Source organism: Geodermatophilus normandii, assembly GCF_003182485.1.
Taxonomy (GTDB): Bacteria; Actinomycetota; Actinomycetes; order Mycobacteriales; family Geodermatophilaceae; genus Geodermatophilus; species Geodermatophilus normandii.
On record NZ_QGTX01000001.1, the window covers coordinates 3,584,999 to 3,599,688 of the forward strand.

General features: G+C 75.3%; 14 protein-coding genes. 4 read left to right on the forward strand and 10 right to left on the reverse strand.

Features of this window, described 5'->3' with window-relative positions; genetic code table 11:
* Positions 1 to 3 precede the first annotated feature (3 nt).
* A complete protein-coding gene (locus tag JD79_RS17320) occupies positions 4 to 2,379 on the reverse strand; it encodes a glycoside hydrolase family 65 protein (protein WP_110006539.1) in 2,376 nt (791 codons plus the stop codon).
* Positions 2,376 to 3,107: a beta-phosphoglucomutase family hydrolase gene (locus tag JD79_RS17325; protein WP_110006540.1), complete on the reverse strand. Its 732-nt coding sequence runs from the start codon at positions 3,105 to 3,107 to the stop codon at positions 2,376 to 2,378. The genes JD79_RS17320 and JD79_RS17325 overlap by 4 nt, the downstream gene beginning before the upstream one ends.
* 221 nt (positions 3,108 to 3,328) lie before the next feature.
* On the opposite strand from JD79_RS17325, the gene JD79_RS17330 reads away from it, so the two are divergent.
* Positions 3,329 to 3,874, forward strand: a complete 546-nt coding sequence (locus tag JD79_RS17330; protein WP_110006541.1) for a YbhB/YbcL family Raf kinase inhibitor-like protein — start codon at positions 3,329 to 3,331, stop codon at positions 3,872 to 3,874.
* Between the two features lie 116 nt (positions 3,875 to 3,990).
* On the opposite strand, the gene JD79_RS17335 is transcribed toward JD79_RS17330, so the two are convergent.
* Complete coding sequence (locus JD79_RS17335) at positions 3,991 to 4,782, reverse strand: GNAT family N-acetyltransferase (RefSeq protein ID WP_110006542.1); 792 nt, start codon at positions 4,780 to 4,782, stop codon at positions 3,991 to 3,993.
* 113 nt (positions 4,783 to 4,895) lie between these two features.
* Here JD79_RS17335 and coaA point away from each other — a divergent pair, with 113 nt between their 5' ends.
* Both coaA and JD79_RS17345 read left to right on the forward strand, forming a co-directional pair.
* Positions 4,896 to 5,858: a type I pantothenate kinase gene (gene coaA / locus JD79_RS17340; RefSeq protein ID WP_110006543.1), complete on the forward strand. Its 963-nt coding sequence runs from the start codon at positions 4,896 to 4,898 to the stop codon at positions 5,856 to 5,858.
* 278 nt (positions 5,859 to 6,136) lie between these two features.
* On the forward strand, positions 6,137 to 6,340 hold the full coding sequence (locus tag JD79_RS17345) for a DUF5999 family protein (protein WP_110006544.1): 204 nt from the start codon (positions 6,137 to 6,139) through the stop codon (positions 6,338 to 6,340).
* Between the two features lie 63 nt (positions 6,341 to 6,403).
* Here JD79_RS17345 and JD79_RS17350 read toward each other — a convergent pair whose 3' ends face one another.
* Entirely contained in the window at positions 6,404 to 7,306 is a 903-nt protein-coding gene (locus tag JD79_RS17350) for a hypothetical protein (RefSeq protein WP_146220478.1), read from the reverse strand.
* Between the two features lie 115 nt (positions 7,307 to 7,421).
* Between JD79_RS17350 and JD79_RS17355 the strand changes: the two genes are divergently transcribed.
* The gene (locus JD79_RS17355; RefSeq protein WP_245900177.1) at positions 7,422 to 8,060 is read left to right on the forward strand and encodes a DUF5701 family protein; all 639 of its coding nucleotides are present in this window, start codon (positions 7,422 to 7,424) and stop codon (positions 8,058 to 8,060) included.
* Positions 8,061 to 8,125: 65 nt separating this feature from the next.
* On the opposite strand, the gene gcvP is transcribed toward JD79_RS17355, so the two are convergent.
* From gcvP to gcvH, 6 genes are all read right to left on the reverse strand, one after another.
* A complete protein-coding gene (gcvP, locus tag JD79_RS17360; RefSeq protein ID WP_342767665.1) occupies positions 8,126 to 11,146 on the reverse strand; it encodes an aminomethyl-transferring glycine dehydrogenase in 3,021 nt (1,006 codons plus the stop codon).
* Positions 11,147 to 11,261: 115 nt separating this feature from the next.
* Positions 11,262 to 11,837, reverse strand: a complete 576-nt coding sequence (locus JD79_RS17365; protein ID WP_093578877.1) for a MerR family transcriptional regulator — start codon at positions 11,835 to 11,837, stop codon at positions 11,262 to 11,264.
* A gap of 246 nt (positions 11,838 to 12,083) precedes the next feature.
* Positions 12,084 to 12,569, reverse strand: coding sequence for a bifunctional nuclease family protein (locus tag JD79_RS17370; protein WP_110006547.1), 486 nt, complete (start codon positions 12,567 to 12,569; stop codon positions 12,084 to 12,086).
* Between the two features lie 104 nt (positions 12,570 to 12,673).
* Positions 12,674 to 13,441, reverse strand: a complete 768-nt coding sequence (gene ftsR, locus JD79_RS17375) for a transcriptional regulator FtsR (RefSeq protein ID WP_110006548.1) — start codon at positions 13,439 to 13,441, stop codon at positions 12,674 to 12,676.
* Between the two features lie 17 nt (positions 13,442 to 13,458).
* Positions 13,459 to 14,004, reverse strand: a complete 546-nt coding sequence (odhI, locus tag JD79_RS17380) for an oxoglutarate dehydrogenase inhibitor Odhl (protein ID WP_110007811.1) — start codon at positions 14,002 to 14,004, stop codon at positions 13,459 to 13,461.
* A gap of 249 nt (positions 14,005 to 14,253) precedes the next feature.
* Complete coding sequence (gcvH, locus tag JD79_RS17385; protein WP_110006549.1) at positions 14,254 to 14,658, reverse strand: glycine cleavage system protein GcvH; 405 nt, start codon at positions 14,656 to 14,658, stop codon at positions 14,254 to 14,256.
* Positions 14,659 to 14,690 lie beyond the last annotated feature (32 nt).

The following is a 14,690-nucleotide window of genomic DNA, read 5'->3' on the forward strand; positions in this document are numbered from 1 at the left end:
GACTCACCCGGCCCCGTACCGGCTGCGCCGGCGCGGCTCGGCCCCGTGCGGCTGGGTGACCTTGCCCGTGTCGGGCGCCGGGGGGATGTCGACCACCACGTCGTCGTGGTCGACGGTCAGCCGGCGGCCGTGGTGGTGCACGTCGAGCGCCTCGCCCTCGAGCAGCCGGTAGGTGGCCTGCTCCTTGGTCACCGTCACCTGCAGGGAGCGGCCCTGGTAGGCCAGCCGGAACCGCAGCCGGCTGATGCGCTCGGGCAGCCGCGGCGCGAAGAGCAGGCGCCCGTCGTGGTCGCGCATGCCGCCGAACCCCGCGACGGCGACCGTCCAGCCGCCGGCCATGGAGGCGATGTGCAGGCCGTGGCCGGAGTTGCCGTGCAGGTTCTGCAGGTCGGTGAGGGTGGCCTCCGCCCAGTAGTCGTAGGCGAGTTCCAGGTGCCCGGTCTCGGCGGCCACCACGGCCTGCTGCGCCGCCGACAGCGACGAGTCGCGCACGGTCCGGGCCTCGTAGTAGGCGAAGTCGGCCACCTTCTCCTCGAAGGTGAAGGCGTCCCCGCGCAGGTGCAGCGCCATGACCAGGTCTGCCTGCTTGATCACCTGCTTGCGGTAGATGTCGAAGTACGGGTAGTGCAGCAGCAGCGGGTAGCACTCGCGCGGGGTGCTCGCGAAGTCCCACTCCTCGTGGTGGGTGAAGGCGTCGGACTGCATGTGCACGCCCAGCCGCGTGTCGTAGGGCACGGCCATGAGGCGCGCGGCCCGCAGCCAGGTCGCCGCCTCCTCCTCGGTCACCTGGAGCCGGCCGGCGACGTCGGGCTGCCGCTCGACCGCCGCGGCCGCCTCGCGCAGGTTCCGCTGCGCCATGAGGTTCGTGTAGACGTTGTTGTCCACCACGGCCGTGTACTCGTCGGGCCCGGTGACGCCGTCGATGCGGAAGCCGTGCTCCTCGTCGAAGTGCCCCAGCGAGGCCCACAGCCGGGCGGTCTCGATCAGCAGCTCCGCGCCGAAGTCCCGGTCGAACTCCTCGTCCTCGCTGGCGTGCAGGTAGCGGACGACGGCGTCGGCGATGTCGGCGTTGATGTGGAAGGCCGCCGTCCCCGCCGGCCAGTACCCCGACGTCTCCTCGCCCCGGATCGTGCGCCACGGGAAGGCCGCGCCGTGCAGGCCGAGCTCGCGCGCCCGGGAGCGGGCCAGGTCCAGCGTCGAGTGCCGCCAGCGCAGCGCGTCGCGGGCGGCCTCCGGCGCCACGTAGGTGAGCACGGGCAGCACGTAGGTCTCGGTGTCCCAGAAGGTGTGGCCGTCGTAGCCGGGACCGGTCAGCCCCTTGGCCGGGATCGGCTGCCGCTCGGCGCGCAGCCCGGCCTGCAGCACGTGGAAGACACCGACCCGCACCGCCTGCTGCAGCTCGTCGTCGCCCTCGATCTCGACGTCGGCCCGCGCCCAGAACTCGTCGAGGACGGACTTCTGCTCCTCGGCCAGCCGCGGGAAACCGGCCAGCTTGGCGGTGGCGAGCGCGCCCTCCACCTGGTCGCGCAGCGCCGCGGCGGACCGCCGCGACGACCAGCCGTAGGACAGGTACTTGATCATCTTCACGGTGGACCCGCGGCCGGGCAGCCGCGCGGCCAGCGTGTAGCGCGCGAGGTCCTCGCCGGCCTCCATGTCCTCGGTGACCGAGTCGGGGACGTCGATGACGTGGTCCATCCCGGCGGCCATGCGCAGGTGGCTGCGCTTGGTCCGGTGCACGAGGACGGCGCGGTGGCCGCGCCCGACGGCGAGCTCGCTGGTCAGCGGCCGGCGCAGCGCCGCCGCGGCACGCGGGTCGTCGGCCTCGCTGCCGCTGTCGACCGGCTCGTTGGCGAGCAGGTCCGACTGCAGCGCGACGTAGAGGTCGCCCCGGTCGTCGGTGCACTCGACCTGGTACTCGATCGCGGCGATCGACCGGCGGCGCAGCGACACCAGCCGGGTGCTCGTCACGCGCACCGTACGGCCGTTGGGCGAGCGCCACTCGGTGACCCGCCGCAGCACGCCGCGGCGCAGGTCGAGCGTGCGGCGGTGCTCGACGATCTCGCCGTAGTCGAGGTCGAGCGGGGTGTCGCCGACCAGCAGCCGGATCAGCTTGCCGTCGGTGACGTTGACGACGGTCTGCCCCTGCTCCGGGAAGCCGTAGCCGGCCTCGGCGTAGGGCAGCGGCCGCTCCTCGAAGAAGCCGTTGAGGTAGGTGCCCGGGACGACGATCGGCTCGCCCTCCTCGAACGACCCGCGCAGGCCGATGTGCCCGTTGGCGAGCGCGAACACCGACTCGTGCACGCCCAGGGAGCCGTGGTCCAGGCCGATCTCGGTCAGCGCCCACGGCTCGACCGGGAAGGTGGCGCGCCCCTCCGTCACTTGCCCGCCTCCAGCAGCTGCTCGAGGTCGGTGACGACGACGTCGGCACCGTTCTCCTTCAAGGCGTCGGCCTGTCCCACCCGGTCCACGCCGACGACGAAGCCGAAGTCCCCCGCCCGGCCGGCCGCGACGCCGGCGAGGGCGTCCTCGAACACCGCGGCGGCCGCGGGCTCGACGCCCAGCGCGCGGGCGCCGGCGAGGAACGTGTCGGGGGCGGGTTTGCCGCGCAGGCCCTCGCGGGCGGTCACCACGCCGTCGACGCGGGCGTCGATGAGGTCGGCGAAGCCACCGGCGGTGATGACCTGCTCGCCGTTGGCCGAGGCGGTGACCACCGCGGTGGCGAACCCCGCCTCCTTGGCCGCGCGCAGGTAGGCCATCGACCCGGGATAGACCTCGACGCCGTTCTCCTCGAGCTCGGTGAGCAGCAGCTCGTTCTTGCGGCGGCCGACGCCGTGCACCGTCTGGGCGTCCGGCGGGTCGTCCGGCGTGCCCTCGGGCAGCGTGATGCCGCGGCTGGCGAGGAAGTCGCGGACGCCGTCGGCGCGGGGCTTGCCGTCGACGTAGCGGTTGTAGTCGAGCTGGGTGAACTCCGGCGCCTGCGGGTCGCGGGCGCGGAGGAACTCGTCGAAGGTCCGCTTCCACGCGGCCATGTGCACGGTGGCGGTGCGCGTGAGCACGCCGTCCATGTCGAAGAGGCAGACGCGGATGCCGTCGGGGAGTCCGAGCACGAGTCCCCACGGTACGGCGCGGGGGGCGCGCCCACCTGTCGAGACCGCAGCCTCACCCGCGCGGGGCTGCTCCCTCCCCGCCGCTCGTGCTCTGCCCCCGATCCGTGGGCAGAGCACGAGCGTGCGCGGGTGGTCCTCGGCCGGGGCGCGCGGCGCAGGCCGGCTGCCTAGGGTCGGCCCGGGCGGCAGCGGCCGCCCGCCGATCCGAGGAGAGGACCGCCATGGCCGACCGGCCCGTCCCGCCGAGCCCGTACGACTTCCTGCCGCCCGTCCCGTCGTTCACGGTGACCAGCACCGACGTCGGGGACGGCGAGGTCCTGCCGATGCCGCACGTCAGCGGCGTCCTGGGCGCCGGCGGCGAGGACCACTCCCCGCAGCTGTCCTGGTCCGGCTTCCCGGAGGGCACGAAGGGGTTCGCCGTCACCGTGTTCGACCCCGACGCCCCCACCGTGTCCGGGTTCTGGCACTGGGTGGTCACCGGCATCCCCGCCGACGTCACCGAGCTGCCGTCGGGTGCCGGGTCCCAGGACGGCGCGCAGCTGCCCGCCGGTGCCCGGCAGCTGCGCAACGACGCGGGCTTCGCCGGCTACGTCGGGGCCGCTCCCCCGGCCGGGCACGGCCCGCACCGCTACTTCACCGTGGTGCACGCCCTCGACGTCGAGGACACCGGCGTGCCCGACGACGCCAGTCCCGCCTTCCACGGCTTCACCCTCTTCGGCCACACGCTGGCCCGCGCGGTGCTCGTCCCCGTCTACGTCCAGGACTGAGCGGTCCAGGACCGAGCGGTCCGGGACCGAGCGGTCCCGGACCGAGCGCAGGACCGAGCGCAGGACCGGCGTGACGGCTCCGACCTCCCCCGGGGCGGGAGGTCGGGGCCGGCCGGTCACCCCGCCGGGCGGGCGGCGACCCCCGTCGAGCCCAGCCAGGCGAAGCCCACCCGCTCGTAGACCCGCGCGACGTCGTCGTCCCCGGCGGTCAGGAACACCAGGTCGGCGGTCTCGCGGGCCTGGGCGACCAGCGCCGAGGCCAGCGCCGCGCCGACCCCGCGGCCGCGCCGCCGCACCGAGCTGGCCACCCCGACGACCTCGCTGACCTCCGTGCCGTCGACGTCGACCGGCTGGTGCGAGCCGACGGCGACCGGCGTGCCGTCCTCGACGGCGACCATGACCACCGTGCGGCCGGTGGCGACCCGCTCGCGCAGCACGGCGGTGCGGGCCTGGTCGGGGTGCCCGGGGTCATCGGTGTCCTCCGCGTGCGGGGCGAACCCGGTCTCCAGCAGGTGCTGGTAGTGCGGCAGCGCCGGGTCCTCGGCACCGACCAGGTACAGCCGCACGCCGTGCGGGAGCAGCAGCTCGACCGGCTCGTCCGCGACCAGCAGCGGGAACTCGGTGACCACCAGCCCGGCCGCGCGGGCGGCGGCGGCGAGGGTCGGCGTCCGGTCGGCCACCCACTCCACGGCGGCCGGCAGCCCCGCCTCCTCCTGCAAGGCCACCGCGGCGCGGACGTCGTCGGCGGGGACGTCGCGCGTCCCGGGCAGCGGCCGGGCGGGGAACGGCCAGGCGGGCGGCCCGATGGGGACCGCGAGCGCCCCGGCCGTCACCGGCGGCGCGTCGGGCAGCGACGCGACGGCGGCGTACTGCTCGACGCGGTCGAGCAGCCCGGGGCGGGTCGGCACACCGGCACCCTAGACGCGCCCGGCCCCTCGGGCGCCGGTCGAGGCCGGGTCCGCGGGGGCGCCCACCCCCGCGGGTGACCCGGCGACGGGGCCGTGCGGACCCGGGCGGCACGATGGGCACCGTGACGGCCGGGACCCGCCCCTCCATCTCGCCCTACGCGGCGTTCGACCGCGACGCGTGGCGGGCGCTGGCCGCCGTGCGCACGCTGCCGCTGGACGAGGCCGACCTGCGCGCCCTGCGCAGCCTCGGCGACCGCATCGACCTCGACGAGGTCGCCACCGTCTACCTGCCCCTGGCCGAGCTGCTCAGCCTGCACGTCACCGCCAGCCAGCGGCTGTGGGCCGCGCAGAACCGCTTCCTCGGCGACACCACCGCCAAGGTGCCCTACGTCATCGCCGTCGCCGGCAGCGTCGCCGTCGGCAAGAGCACCACCGCCCGGCTGCTGCAGACGCTGCTGGCCGCCGGCCCCGGCTCCCCGCGGGTCGACCTGGTCACCACCGACGGGTTCCTGTGGCCCAACGCCGTCCTGGAGGCCCGCGGGCTGATGGCCCGCAAGGGCTTCCCCGAGAGCTACGACCGGCGGGCGCTGATCCGCTTCCTGGCCGACGTGAAGTCCGGGCGCGGCGAGGTCAGCGCCCCCGTCTACTCCCACCAGTCCTACGACGTGCTGGGCGGGCAGCGGCAGGTGGTCGACCGCCCCGACGTCCTCGTCGTCGAGGGGCTCAACGTGCTGCAGGCCGGCCGCCGCGAGGACGGCCGGGTGCCCGAGGTGTTCCTGTCGGACTTCTTCGACTTCTCCGTCTACGTCGACGCCGCCGAGACCGACATCCAGCAGTGGTACGTCGAGCGGTTCCTCGCGCTGCGCCGGACGGCGTTCGCCGACACCTCCGCCTACTTCCACCGCTACGCCGACCTCAGCGACGACGACGCGCGCACCACCGCCCTGTCCATCTGGGCCGCGGTCAACGGGCCGAACCTGCGGCAGAACATCGCCCCGACCCGGTCGCGGGCCCGCCTCGTCCTGCAGAAGTCCGCCGACCACTCGGTGCGCCGGGTGCTGCTGCGCAAGCTCTGACCCTCCCCCTCGCGGTGTCCCTCCCTTCCCACCCATTCGAGCGCGGAAGTTGGGGATAACGGTCGCGGGCACGGTCGCGGGGACGATCGCGGGGCATGGTCCGCCCGCCGCGACACCGGCCGCCATGGCGAGGACTGACGACCCGAAGGGGTCAGCTGGTGAGTTTCGTCACCTGACAGGTCCCGGTCGTGCGCGCACACTCGCAGACGTCCGGTCACCGGACGTTCACCGCCAGTGACATCTCGGCGTCCCCGCCGACTCGATCGGGAGTCCTCCTGATGTGCGTACACACCACCCCCTGCCCCGACGCCACCAGCGACGCGCGTGACCTCGCGGCCGTCGTGAGCAGCCACCCCGAGCAGGGCTGGAACCTGCTGTGCAACGGCGTCGTCCTGTTCGACGACGACGGCGAGCTGCTCCCCGACGGCAGCGCCGTCGCCGACCACCACGAGTGGCGCGCTCCCGGCCTCGTCCCGGCCTGAGCGCCGACACGGCGCGGCGCCCGTCCCCCGCTGAGGGGACGGGCGCCGCGCCGTGTCCGGGCCTCACCCGAAGGCGGCCGCCCCGGCCTGCTCGAAGAGGCCGGCGAACGCCGCGGCGTCGGGCGCCGGGTCGCCGGGTGCGGCGGTCTGGCTCAGCATCATCGCGCGCGGCCCGTCGACGGCGATCCCGACCAGCGCGGTCATCTCCCCGCCCCCGGCCTCGACCGTCACCTGCAGCGCGCCGCTGTCGGCCCCGACGGCCGGCACCTGCACCTGTGCGAGGGTGACGGTGGCGTCCCACCCGCCCGGGCCGTCCACGGTGACCGAGGAGCACGCGGCGACGAGCTCCTCGACCGGGAGCGCCAGCCCCTCGAGCTCGGGTGCCTCGGCGACCACCTGGTAGCTGTGCACGGCGTCGGTGTGCGCGGCCTGCGCGGCGACCGCCGGATCGGCGGCGTCCTCCGAGGGCACGGGCAGCGACTGCACGTAGTCCAGGCACGTCGAGGGCGTCACGGTGACCTCGTCGAGCCAGCCGTCGTGGACGCCGTCCCCGTCGTCGTCGTGGTCGTGCCAGCCACCCCAGCCCCAACCCCAGCCGCCGCTCCAACCCCAGCCGCCGTGCCAGCCGTCGTGCCAGCCGTCGTGCCAGCCGTCGTGCCAGCCGTCGTGGTCGCCGTCGAGACGGACGACCTCGGCGTCGGCGCCGAACGCCTCGGCGGGCAGCAGCCGGCCGGCCAGGTCGCCGGACGCGGCGGTGCCGCCCGGCTCCTCGGTCGGGGTCGGCGCCGGGGTGGGCTCGGGGGCCTCCTCGGTCGCGGCCGCGGGGCTCACCGCACCCGGCCCGGCCGCCTGGTCGTCCCCGCTCCCGCTCGTGCCGCCGCACGCGGCGAGCAGCACCGCGCCGCTCGCCAGCACCGCCGCGCACGCGCCCCGCCGCACCCGATCCCGCGTTCCCCTCAGCGCCATGGCGTGATCGTCCTCCCCCCGCCGCGGCGCCGTCGACGGGCCAGAGGTCGGAACCGGACCACGACCCCGGGCGTTGGTCCCCGGTCCGCCCGCCGCCGTCGCCGGAGGTCTCGACGTGCCCACCGCCCTGCTCACCCTGCCCTCTCCCACCGCCCAGGCCGAGCGGCTCGTCGCCGCCGGCGCCGCCGAGCGGGCGGGGCTGTCCGCCGCCGACCTGCGCGGTCTGGCGGCCGGCGCGCCCGACGACGGTCTGCTGGTCCTGGCGCCCTCGCTGCTGCCGGCCTCGGCGCTCGCGGGCCTGCTGACCTGGCGGGACCGGCCGGTGTTCGTCGTCGTGGACCTGACCGACCTCGACGACTTCGCGCCGCTCGCCGACGCCGTGCCGCCCGCGCCGGTCTACGCCCTGTCCGCCCCCGAGCGCGGCGACGAGTACCGCAACTGCACGCCCGACGAGTCGCTGCCGCGGATCCGCGCGGCCGGCCGGACGCCGCTGACGGTCACCGAGGGCCTGACCTGGCTGCTGCAGTGCCCGGACGTGCTCGAGCGCAACGCCTGCACGATGACCGTCGGCTCGCGGCTGCGGCGGGCCGACGGCTCCCTGGACGCGCGGACGCCGGCGCTGTGGATCAGCAACGGCACCGGCCGGGACGGCCGCGAGCGCCGGGGCACGGCGAAGGTCGGCTGGTGCTGGGCGGGCAACCGGCACACCTGGCTGGGCATGGCCTCCGCGGCCGGGCGCACCCCGGTGACGTGAGGGAACGGCCCCGCTGCAGGGTCCCGCGCCGAGCGTGCGAGGCGTGGGGGCAGCGGGGCCCTTCCTCAGGCGGAGGCGCCCACCACGTCGGCGGCGGTGCCGAGGTCGTCGGGTGCGCCCTCGCCCCGGTCGGGCACGTGCGTCTGCGGCGCGTGCGCGGGCTCCGGCTCGGCGAAGGCCTCCGGCGGCGGGCAGGAGCAGACCAGGTTGCGGTCGCCGAAGGCCTGGTCGATGCGGCGCACCGGGGACAGGTAGCCCCGGGTGGTCAGCCGGGACACCGGGAAGACGGCGGTCGACCGCGGATAGGGCCGCTCCCACTCCCCGGCGAGCATCTTCAGCGTGTGGGGGGCGTTGCGCAGCGGGTTGTCCTCGCGCCCGTACTCGCCGTTCGCCACCTTCTCGATCTCGCCGCGGATGCTCACCATGGCCTCGACGAACCGGTCGAGCTCGGCCCGGTCCTCGCTCTCGGTGGGCTCGACCATCAGCGTGCCGGCCACCGGGAAGCTCATCGTCGGGGCGTGGAAGCCGAAGTCGACCAGCCGCTTGGCGACGTCGTCGTTGGTGATGCCGGTGGCCTTCGTCAGCGGCCGGAGGTCGAGGATGCACTCGTGGGCGACCAGGCCGCCCGCGCCGGTGTAGAGCACCGGGAAGTGCTCGCGCAGCCGCGCGGCGAGGTAGTTGGCGCCCAGCACCGCGTGCTCGGTGGCGCGGGTCAGCCCGTCGGGCCCCATGAGCCGCAGGTAGGCCCACGAGATCGGCAGGATCCCGGCCGAGCCGAACGGGGCCCCCGACACCGCCGGCCCCTGCCCCCCGGTCTCGACCAGCGGGTGACCGGGCAGGAAGGGCACCAGGTGCTCGCGGACGCCGATCGGGCCGACGCCGGGGCCGCCGCCGCCGTGCGGGATGCAGAACGTCTTGTGCAGGTTGAGGTGGCTGACGTCGGAGCCGAACCGGCCCGGGCGGGCCAGGCCGACCATCGCGTTGAGGTTGGCGCCGTCGACGTAGACCTGCCCGCCGGCGTCGTGCACCGCGGCGCAGATGTCGCGGATGTCGGTCTCGAACACCCCGTGCGTCGACGGGTAGGTGATCATGATCGCGGCCAGCCGCTCGGCGTGCTGGTCGACCTTGGCGCGCAGGTCGGCGAGGTCGACGTTGCCGGCCTCGTCGCAGGCCACCACGACCACGCGCATGCCGGCCATGACCGCGCTGGCGGCGTTGGTGCCGTGCGCCGAGCTCGGGATGAGGCAGACGTCGCGGTGGGTCTCGCCGCGGGAGGCGTGGTAGCCGCGGATGGCCAGCAGCCCGGCGAACTCGCCCTGCGAGCCGGCGTTGGGCTGCACGCTCACCGCCGCGTAGCCGGTGATCTCGGCCAGCCACGTGCACAGCTCGTCGATCAGCTGCCGGTAGCCGCGGGCCCGCTCCGCCGGGGCGAAGGGGTGCAGCCCGGCGAACTCCGGCCAGGTGATCGCGGCCATCTCCACGGCGGAGTTGAGCTTCATCGTGCACGAGCCCAGCGGGATCATCGTGCGGTCCAGCGCCAGGTCCTTGTCCGACAGCGCGCGCAGGTACCGCATCATCGCCGTCTCCGAGCGGTGCGCGGAGAAGACCGGGTGGGTCAGGTACGGCGTGCGCCGGCGCAGGTCCGCCGGCAGCGCGTCGGGGCCGTCGTCGTCGAGGGCCGACGCGTCGGCGGCCACCCCGAACGCCTCGGCCACCCGCGTGAGGACCTCGGGCGTCGTCGTCTCGTCGCAGGCGACCGCGACGGTGTCGGCGTCCACCCGGCGCAGGTCGATCCGCCGCTGCGCGGCCGCGGCGACCACCTCGTCGGCCCGCCCGGGCACGCGCGCGGTCACCGTGTCGAAGAACGACCCGTGGACGACGTCGACCCCGCCGGCGCGCAGCCACCCGGCCAGCGCCAGGGCGCTGCGGTGCACGCGGGCGGCGATCGCGGCCAGGCCCTCCGGCCCGTGGTAGACGGCGTAGGCGCCGGCCATGACGGCGAGCAGCACCTGGGCGGTGCAGATGTTGCTGGTCGCCTTCTCCCGGCGGATGTGCTGCTCGCGGGTCTGCAGCGCCAGCCGGTAGGCGACGTCGCCGTCGGCGTCGACCGACACCCCCACCAGCCGGCCGGGCAGCTGCCGGGCGAGGCCCTCGCGCACCGACAGGTAGCCGGCGTGCGGCCCGCCGTAGCCCAGGGGGACGCCGAAGCGCTGGGTGCTGCCGCAGGCGACGTCGGCGCCCCACTCCCCCGGCGCCTCGAGCAGCGTCAGCGCGAGGACGTCGGCGGCGACGACCACCGACGCGCCGGCGGCGTGCGCGGCCTCGGCCAGCGCCCGGTGGTCGCGCACCGCGCCGCTGGCCCCCGGGTAGGACACCAGGACGCCGAACGCGCCGGCCGCGGGCAGGTCGGTCGGCCAGCCGCCGGACAGGTCGGTGACGTGCAGGCGGATGCCCAGCGGCTCGGCGCGGGTCTCGAGCACCGCGAGGGTCTGCGGCAGCGTGTCGGCGTCGACGACGAAGACGGCGTCGGGCTTGGCCCGGCCGGCACGGCGGACCAGGGTCATGGCCTCGGCGGCGGCGGTGGCCTCGTCGAGCATCGAGGCGCCGGCGACGGGCAGGCCGGTGAGGTCGGCGACCATCGTCTGGAAGTTGATCAGCGCCTCGAGCCGGCCCTGGCTGATCTCGGGCTGGTAGGGCGTGTAGGCGGTGTACCAGGCGGGGTTCTCCAGGATGTTCCGCTGGATGACCGCCGGGGTGACCGTGCCGGAGTAGCCCAGCCCGATCATCGGGACGCTCACCTCGTTGGCGGCGGCCCGCTCGCGCAGCTCGGCGAGCACGGTGGCCTCGTCGGCGGCCGGGGGCAGCGAGAGCCCGTCGCGGTCACGCACCGCCTCGGGCACGGTCGCGTCGACCAGTGACTGCAGCGAGTCGTACCCGACGACCTCGAGCATCGCGGCGACCTCGTCGCCGCGTGGGCCGATGTGACGGCCCGCGAAGGAGCCTGCGGGGCTCAGGGAGCGCAACGACGGGAGGGGGCCAGCAGCGTCCGGCATTGCTGCGACGCTACCAGCGGCGGAGCGGGCCATCCCGCACGGTGGGACGACACCGGCGGCGTGGGAGTGCTCAGCGGTGCCGGCCCCGCACGCGCCGAGGGGGCGCCCCGCGGTGCGGGACGCCCCCTCGGGACGGGTCCGGTACGCGTCAGGCGGGCTGGGCGCGGCGCCGCCGGCGCATGGCCAGCTCGTCGTCGGCGGTGTGCAGCGGTGCGCCGTCCAGCCGCTCGGCGGGCAGCTCGGCCAGCTCACCGGACAGCTCCCGCAGCGCGCCCGACACGGCGATCCCGAAGACGCCCTGGCCGCCGGCCAGCAGGTCGACGACCTCCTCGGCCGAGGTGCACTCGTAGACCGTCGCCCCGTCACTGAACAGCGTGACGTTGGCGAGGTCCTTGATCCCGCGGTTGCGCAGGTGGTCGACGGCCTTGCGGATGTTCTGCAGCGACACCCCGGTGTCGAGCAGCCGCTTGACCACCTTCAGCACCAGGATGTCGCGGAACGAGTACAGCCGCTGTGTCCCCGAGCCGGTGGCGCTGCGCACCGAGGGGGCCACCAGTCCGGTACGGGCCCAGTAGTCCAACTGCCGGTAGGTGATCCCGGCGGCGGCACACGCCGTCGGGCCGCGGTACCCGACGAGGTCGCTGTCGACCTCGTCGTAGTCCGTCACCCCCACGGCGGCGTCGCTGAAGAGCTGACCCTGGGAGCCCTCGCTCTGGTCGCTCACGTCAGCGTCCTCCTTCGAGTCCCGCCACGGGCGCGGCGGAGCGTCCCGGAGTGCTCCCGCTTCCCCACGGGTCACACCGGTGTTGTCCGCGACCGTAAGCCGGGCCCTCAGGGCGGTCAACTGACGCGGGCGGCGTGTCGCCCCATCCACCCCGAGAGGGTGGTATCGGCACGTCCGCGACCGATCTCGCCGATCCGGGACGCGTGTGACGACTGTGACGCCAGTGGTCCCACGCGCCCCGCGCGTTCAGGCGCCGCCGGAGCCCGAGCCGGCGCCGAAGTCCTCCGGTGAGATCTGGTCGAGGAACTCGCGGAACTTCTCGACCTCGTCCTCCTGCTCGTCGGGGATCTCGATCCCCACCTCGTCGAGCAGTTCCTCGGCGCCGTAGATCGGCGCGCCGGTGCGCACGGCCAGGGCGACGGCGTCGGAGGGACGGGCGCTGACGACGCGGTCGTCGCCGAACACGAGCTCGGCGATGTAGATGCCGTCGCGCATCTCGGTGATGTTGACCGCCTCGAGGGTGGCGCCCAGGGCGCGCACGACCTCGCGCAGCAGGTCGTGGGTCATCGGGCGCGCCGGGCGGACGCCCTGCTGCTCGAAGGCGATGGCCGCGGCCTCGACCGCCCCGATCCAGATCGGCAGGTACCGCTCCCCCTGCGTCTCCTTGAGCAGCAGGATCGGCTGGTTGCCGGGCAGCTCGACCCGGACCCCGACGACTCTGAGTTCCTGCACGGTGTTGCTCCCTCAGCTGCGGCGGTACGGGTGGGCGCCGGTGCGCGGCGGTGTGTTCCTCGGCTGTGGACCGGTCCGGCGGCAGGGTCCACCGTACGCCGGAGTCACGGGCGCAACAGGTCCCGGAGGCGTGCCTCGAGCAGTGCCCGGTGCAGTCGTGCCGACAGCGCGGCGAGCTCGGCCAGCTGCTCACCGGCCCGGGTGCGGGCGTCCTCCGAGCGCGACCGCAGGACCGGCGCCAGCAGGGACTCGACCAGGGCGGCCTCGCGCTCGGCGCCGTTGCGGAACACCCGCAGGTGCCGCGGCTCGATGCCGTGGCGCGCCAGTCCGGCGGCCGCCTGGGCGATCGGCAGGTCACCCGCGGGGTGCCGGCCCTCGCCGTCGGGGGCGAGCAGCCCGAACTGGACGCAGTCGGCGAGCTGGGCCGGCGTCAGCCCCGCCGCGCGGGCGAACTCCCCGGCCTCGACCGGCCGCGCCGCGGCCGCCGCCGCCTCCTCCGGGGCGGTGCCGCCCGGAGCCGTGTCCTCCTGCGCCGTGTCGAGCAGGCCCGGGACCACCGGACCGCCGGGCACCGGCTGCCCGCGGTCGAGGGCGTCCAGGTGCTCCTTGATGACCCGCAGCGGCAGGTAGTGGTCCCGCTGGGCGGTGAGCACGTAGCGCAGCCGGTCGACGTCGGCCCGGGAGAACTTCCGGTACCCCGACGGCGTCCGCTGCGGAGCGACCAGGCCCTCGCCCTCGAGGAACCGGATCTTGCTGATGGTCACGTCCGGGAAGTCGCCGCGCAGCGCCGCCAGCACCGCCCCGATCGTCAGCCGGGGGGTGCGGGCGTCGGCGGCGCCGTCCCCGGGCGCGCCGGCGGGCGCAGCACGCACGGGACCAGCGCCCCCGGTCAGCGGGCGGCGGGCTCGCCGGTGCGCGGGCCGGTGAGGTAGACGAGGCGGAACTTGCCGATCTGCACCTCGTCACCCCCGGCCAGGGTCGCGACGTCGACCGGCTCGCGGTTGACGTAGGTGCCGTTGAGGCTGCCGACGTCGTGCACGGAGAACCCGCCGCCCTCGCGGTGGAACTCCACGTGCCGGCGGCTGACGGTCACGTCGTCGAGGAAGATGTCGCTGTCGGGGTGCCGGCCGGCGGTGGTGACGTCCTGGTCGAGCAGGAACCGGCTGCCGGCGTTCGGGCCGCGCTTGACCACGAGGAGGGCCGACCCGGCGGGCAGGGACTCCACCGCGCCGGCGTGCGCGTCGGCGGAGGGCTCGGCCGCCTCGGGGACGTCACCGGTGTCCTCGCCGCCGACCTTCGGGATGACGCTGGTCGACTCACCCACGCGCTCCTGGGAGAGGGCGGCGCCGCACTGCGCGCAGAAGCGACTGCCCTCGGGGTTGTCGTGGCCACAACGAGTGCAGTGCACGTCTGTCTCCTCCGGTGCAGGGGGCACCGCCGCGGGCGAGGGGGTCTGCCGCGGGCGGCCGGCGGACGACGGAACCGGACGGTGCCGTCGCGGGTCGGCCGCCGTGCCGGGCACGGCGGGCCGTTGGTCATGGAACCAGCGGTGGTCCCGAGGGTCAACCGGACGCCCGGGTGGCGTCCCAGCAGTCCCACGGGGCCGCTCGGGGGCCGGTCGGTGCCGGTCCCGAGGCGAGCATAGTGATCGCCCCGGGGTCCCCGACCGGCCCGGGGGCCGCGGTCAGGACGCGTCGACGAGCGCCTCGTACGCGGCGGCGTCGAGCAGGTCGGCGGTGGGGTCGCCGCCGTCGCCGGCCACGGTGATCTCCACCAGCCAGCCCTCGCCGTAGGGGTCGGCGTTGATGGTCTCGGGGGCGTCGGAGAGCGCCTCGTTCACCGCCGAGACGGTGCCGGCCACGGGCGAGTAGACGTCGGACACCGACTTGGTCGACTCGACCTCGCCGATCGGGTTGCCGGGGCCGACCTCCTCGCCGACCGCGGGCAGCTGCACGAACACGATGTCGCCGAGCGCGTCCTGCGCGTGGTCGGTGATGCCGACCCGCACGACCGTGCCCGACCCCCCGCTCCCCTGCACGAGCGCCCACTCGTGCTGGTCGGTGTAGCGGCGGTCGTCCGGGGTGGTCATGCGGTGTCGTCTCCAGGGGCTCGGGTGGTCCG

Bases quoted from the DNA above. Each gene is read 5' to 3' on its own strand.
- JD79_RS17330 (WP_110006541.1), top strand. From the start codon at position 3,329: ATGGCCGACCGGCCCGTCCCGCCGAGCCCGTACGACTTCCTGCCGCCC.
- coaA (WP_110006543.1), top strand. From the start codon at position 4,896: ATGGGCACCGTGACGGCCGGGACCCGCCCCTCCATCTCGCCCTACGCG.
- JD79_RS17345 (WP_110006544.1), top strand. From the start codon at position 6,137: ATGTGCGTACACACCACCCCCTGCCCCGACGCCACCAGCGACGCGCGT.
- JD79_RS17350 (WP_146220478.1), bottom strand. From the start codon at position 7,306: ATGGCGCTGAGGGGAACGCGGGATCGGGTGCGGCGGGGCGCGTGCGCG.
- gcvP (WP_342767665.1), bottom strand. From the start codon at position 11,146: ATGGCCCGCTCCGCCGCTGGTAGCGTCGCAGCAATGCCGGACGCTGCT.
- gcvH (WP_110006549.1), bottom strand. From the start codon at position 14,658: ATGACCACCCCGGACGACCGCCGCTACACCGACCAGCACGAGTGGGCG.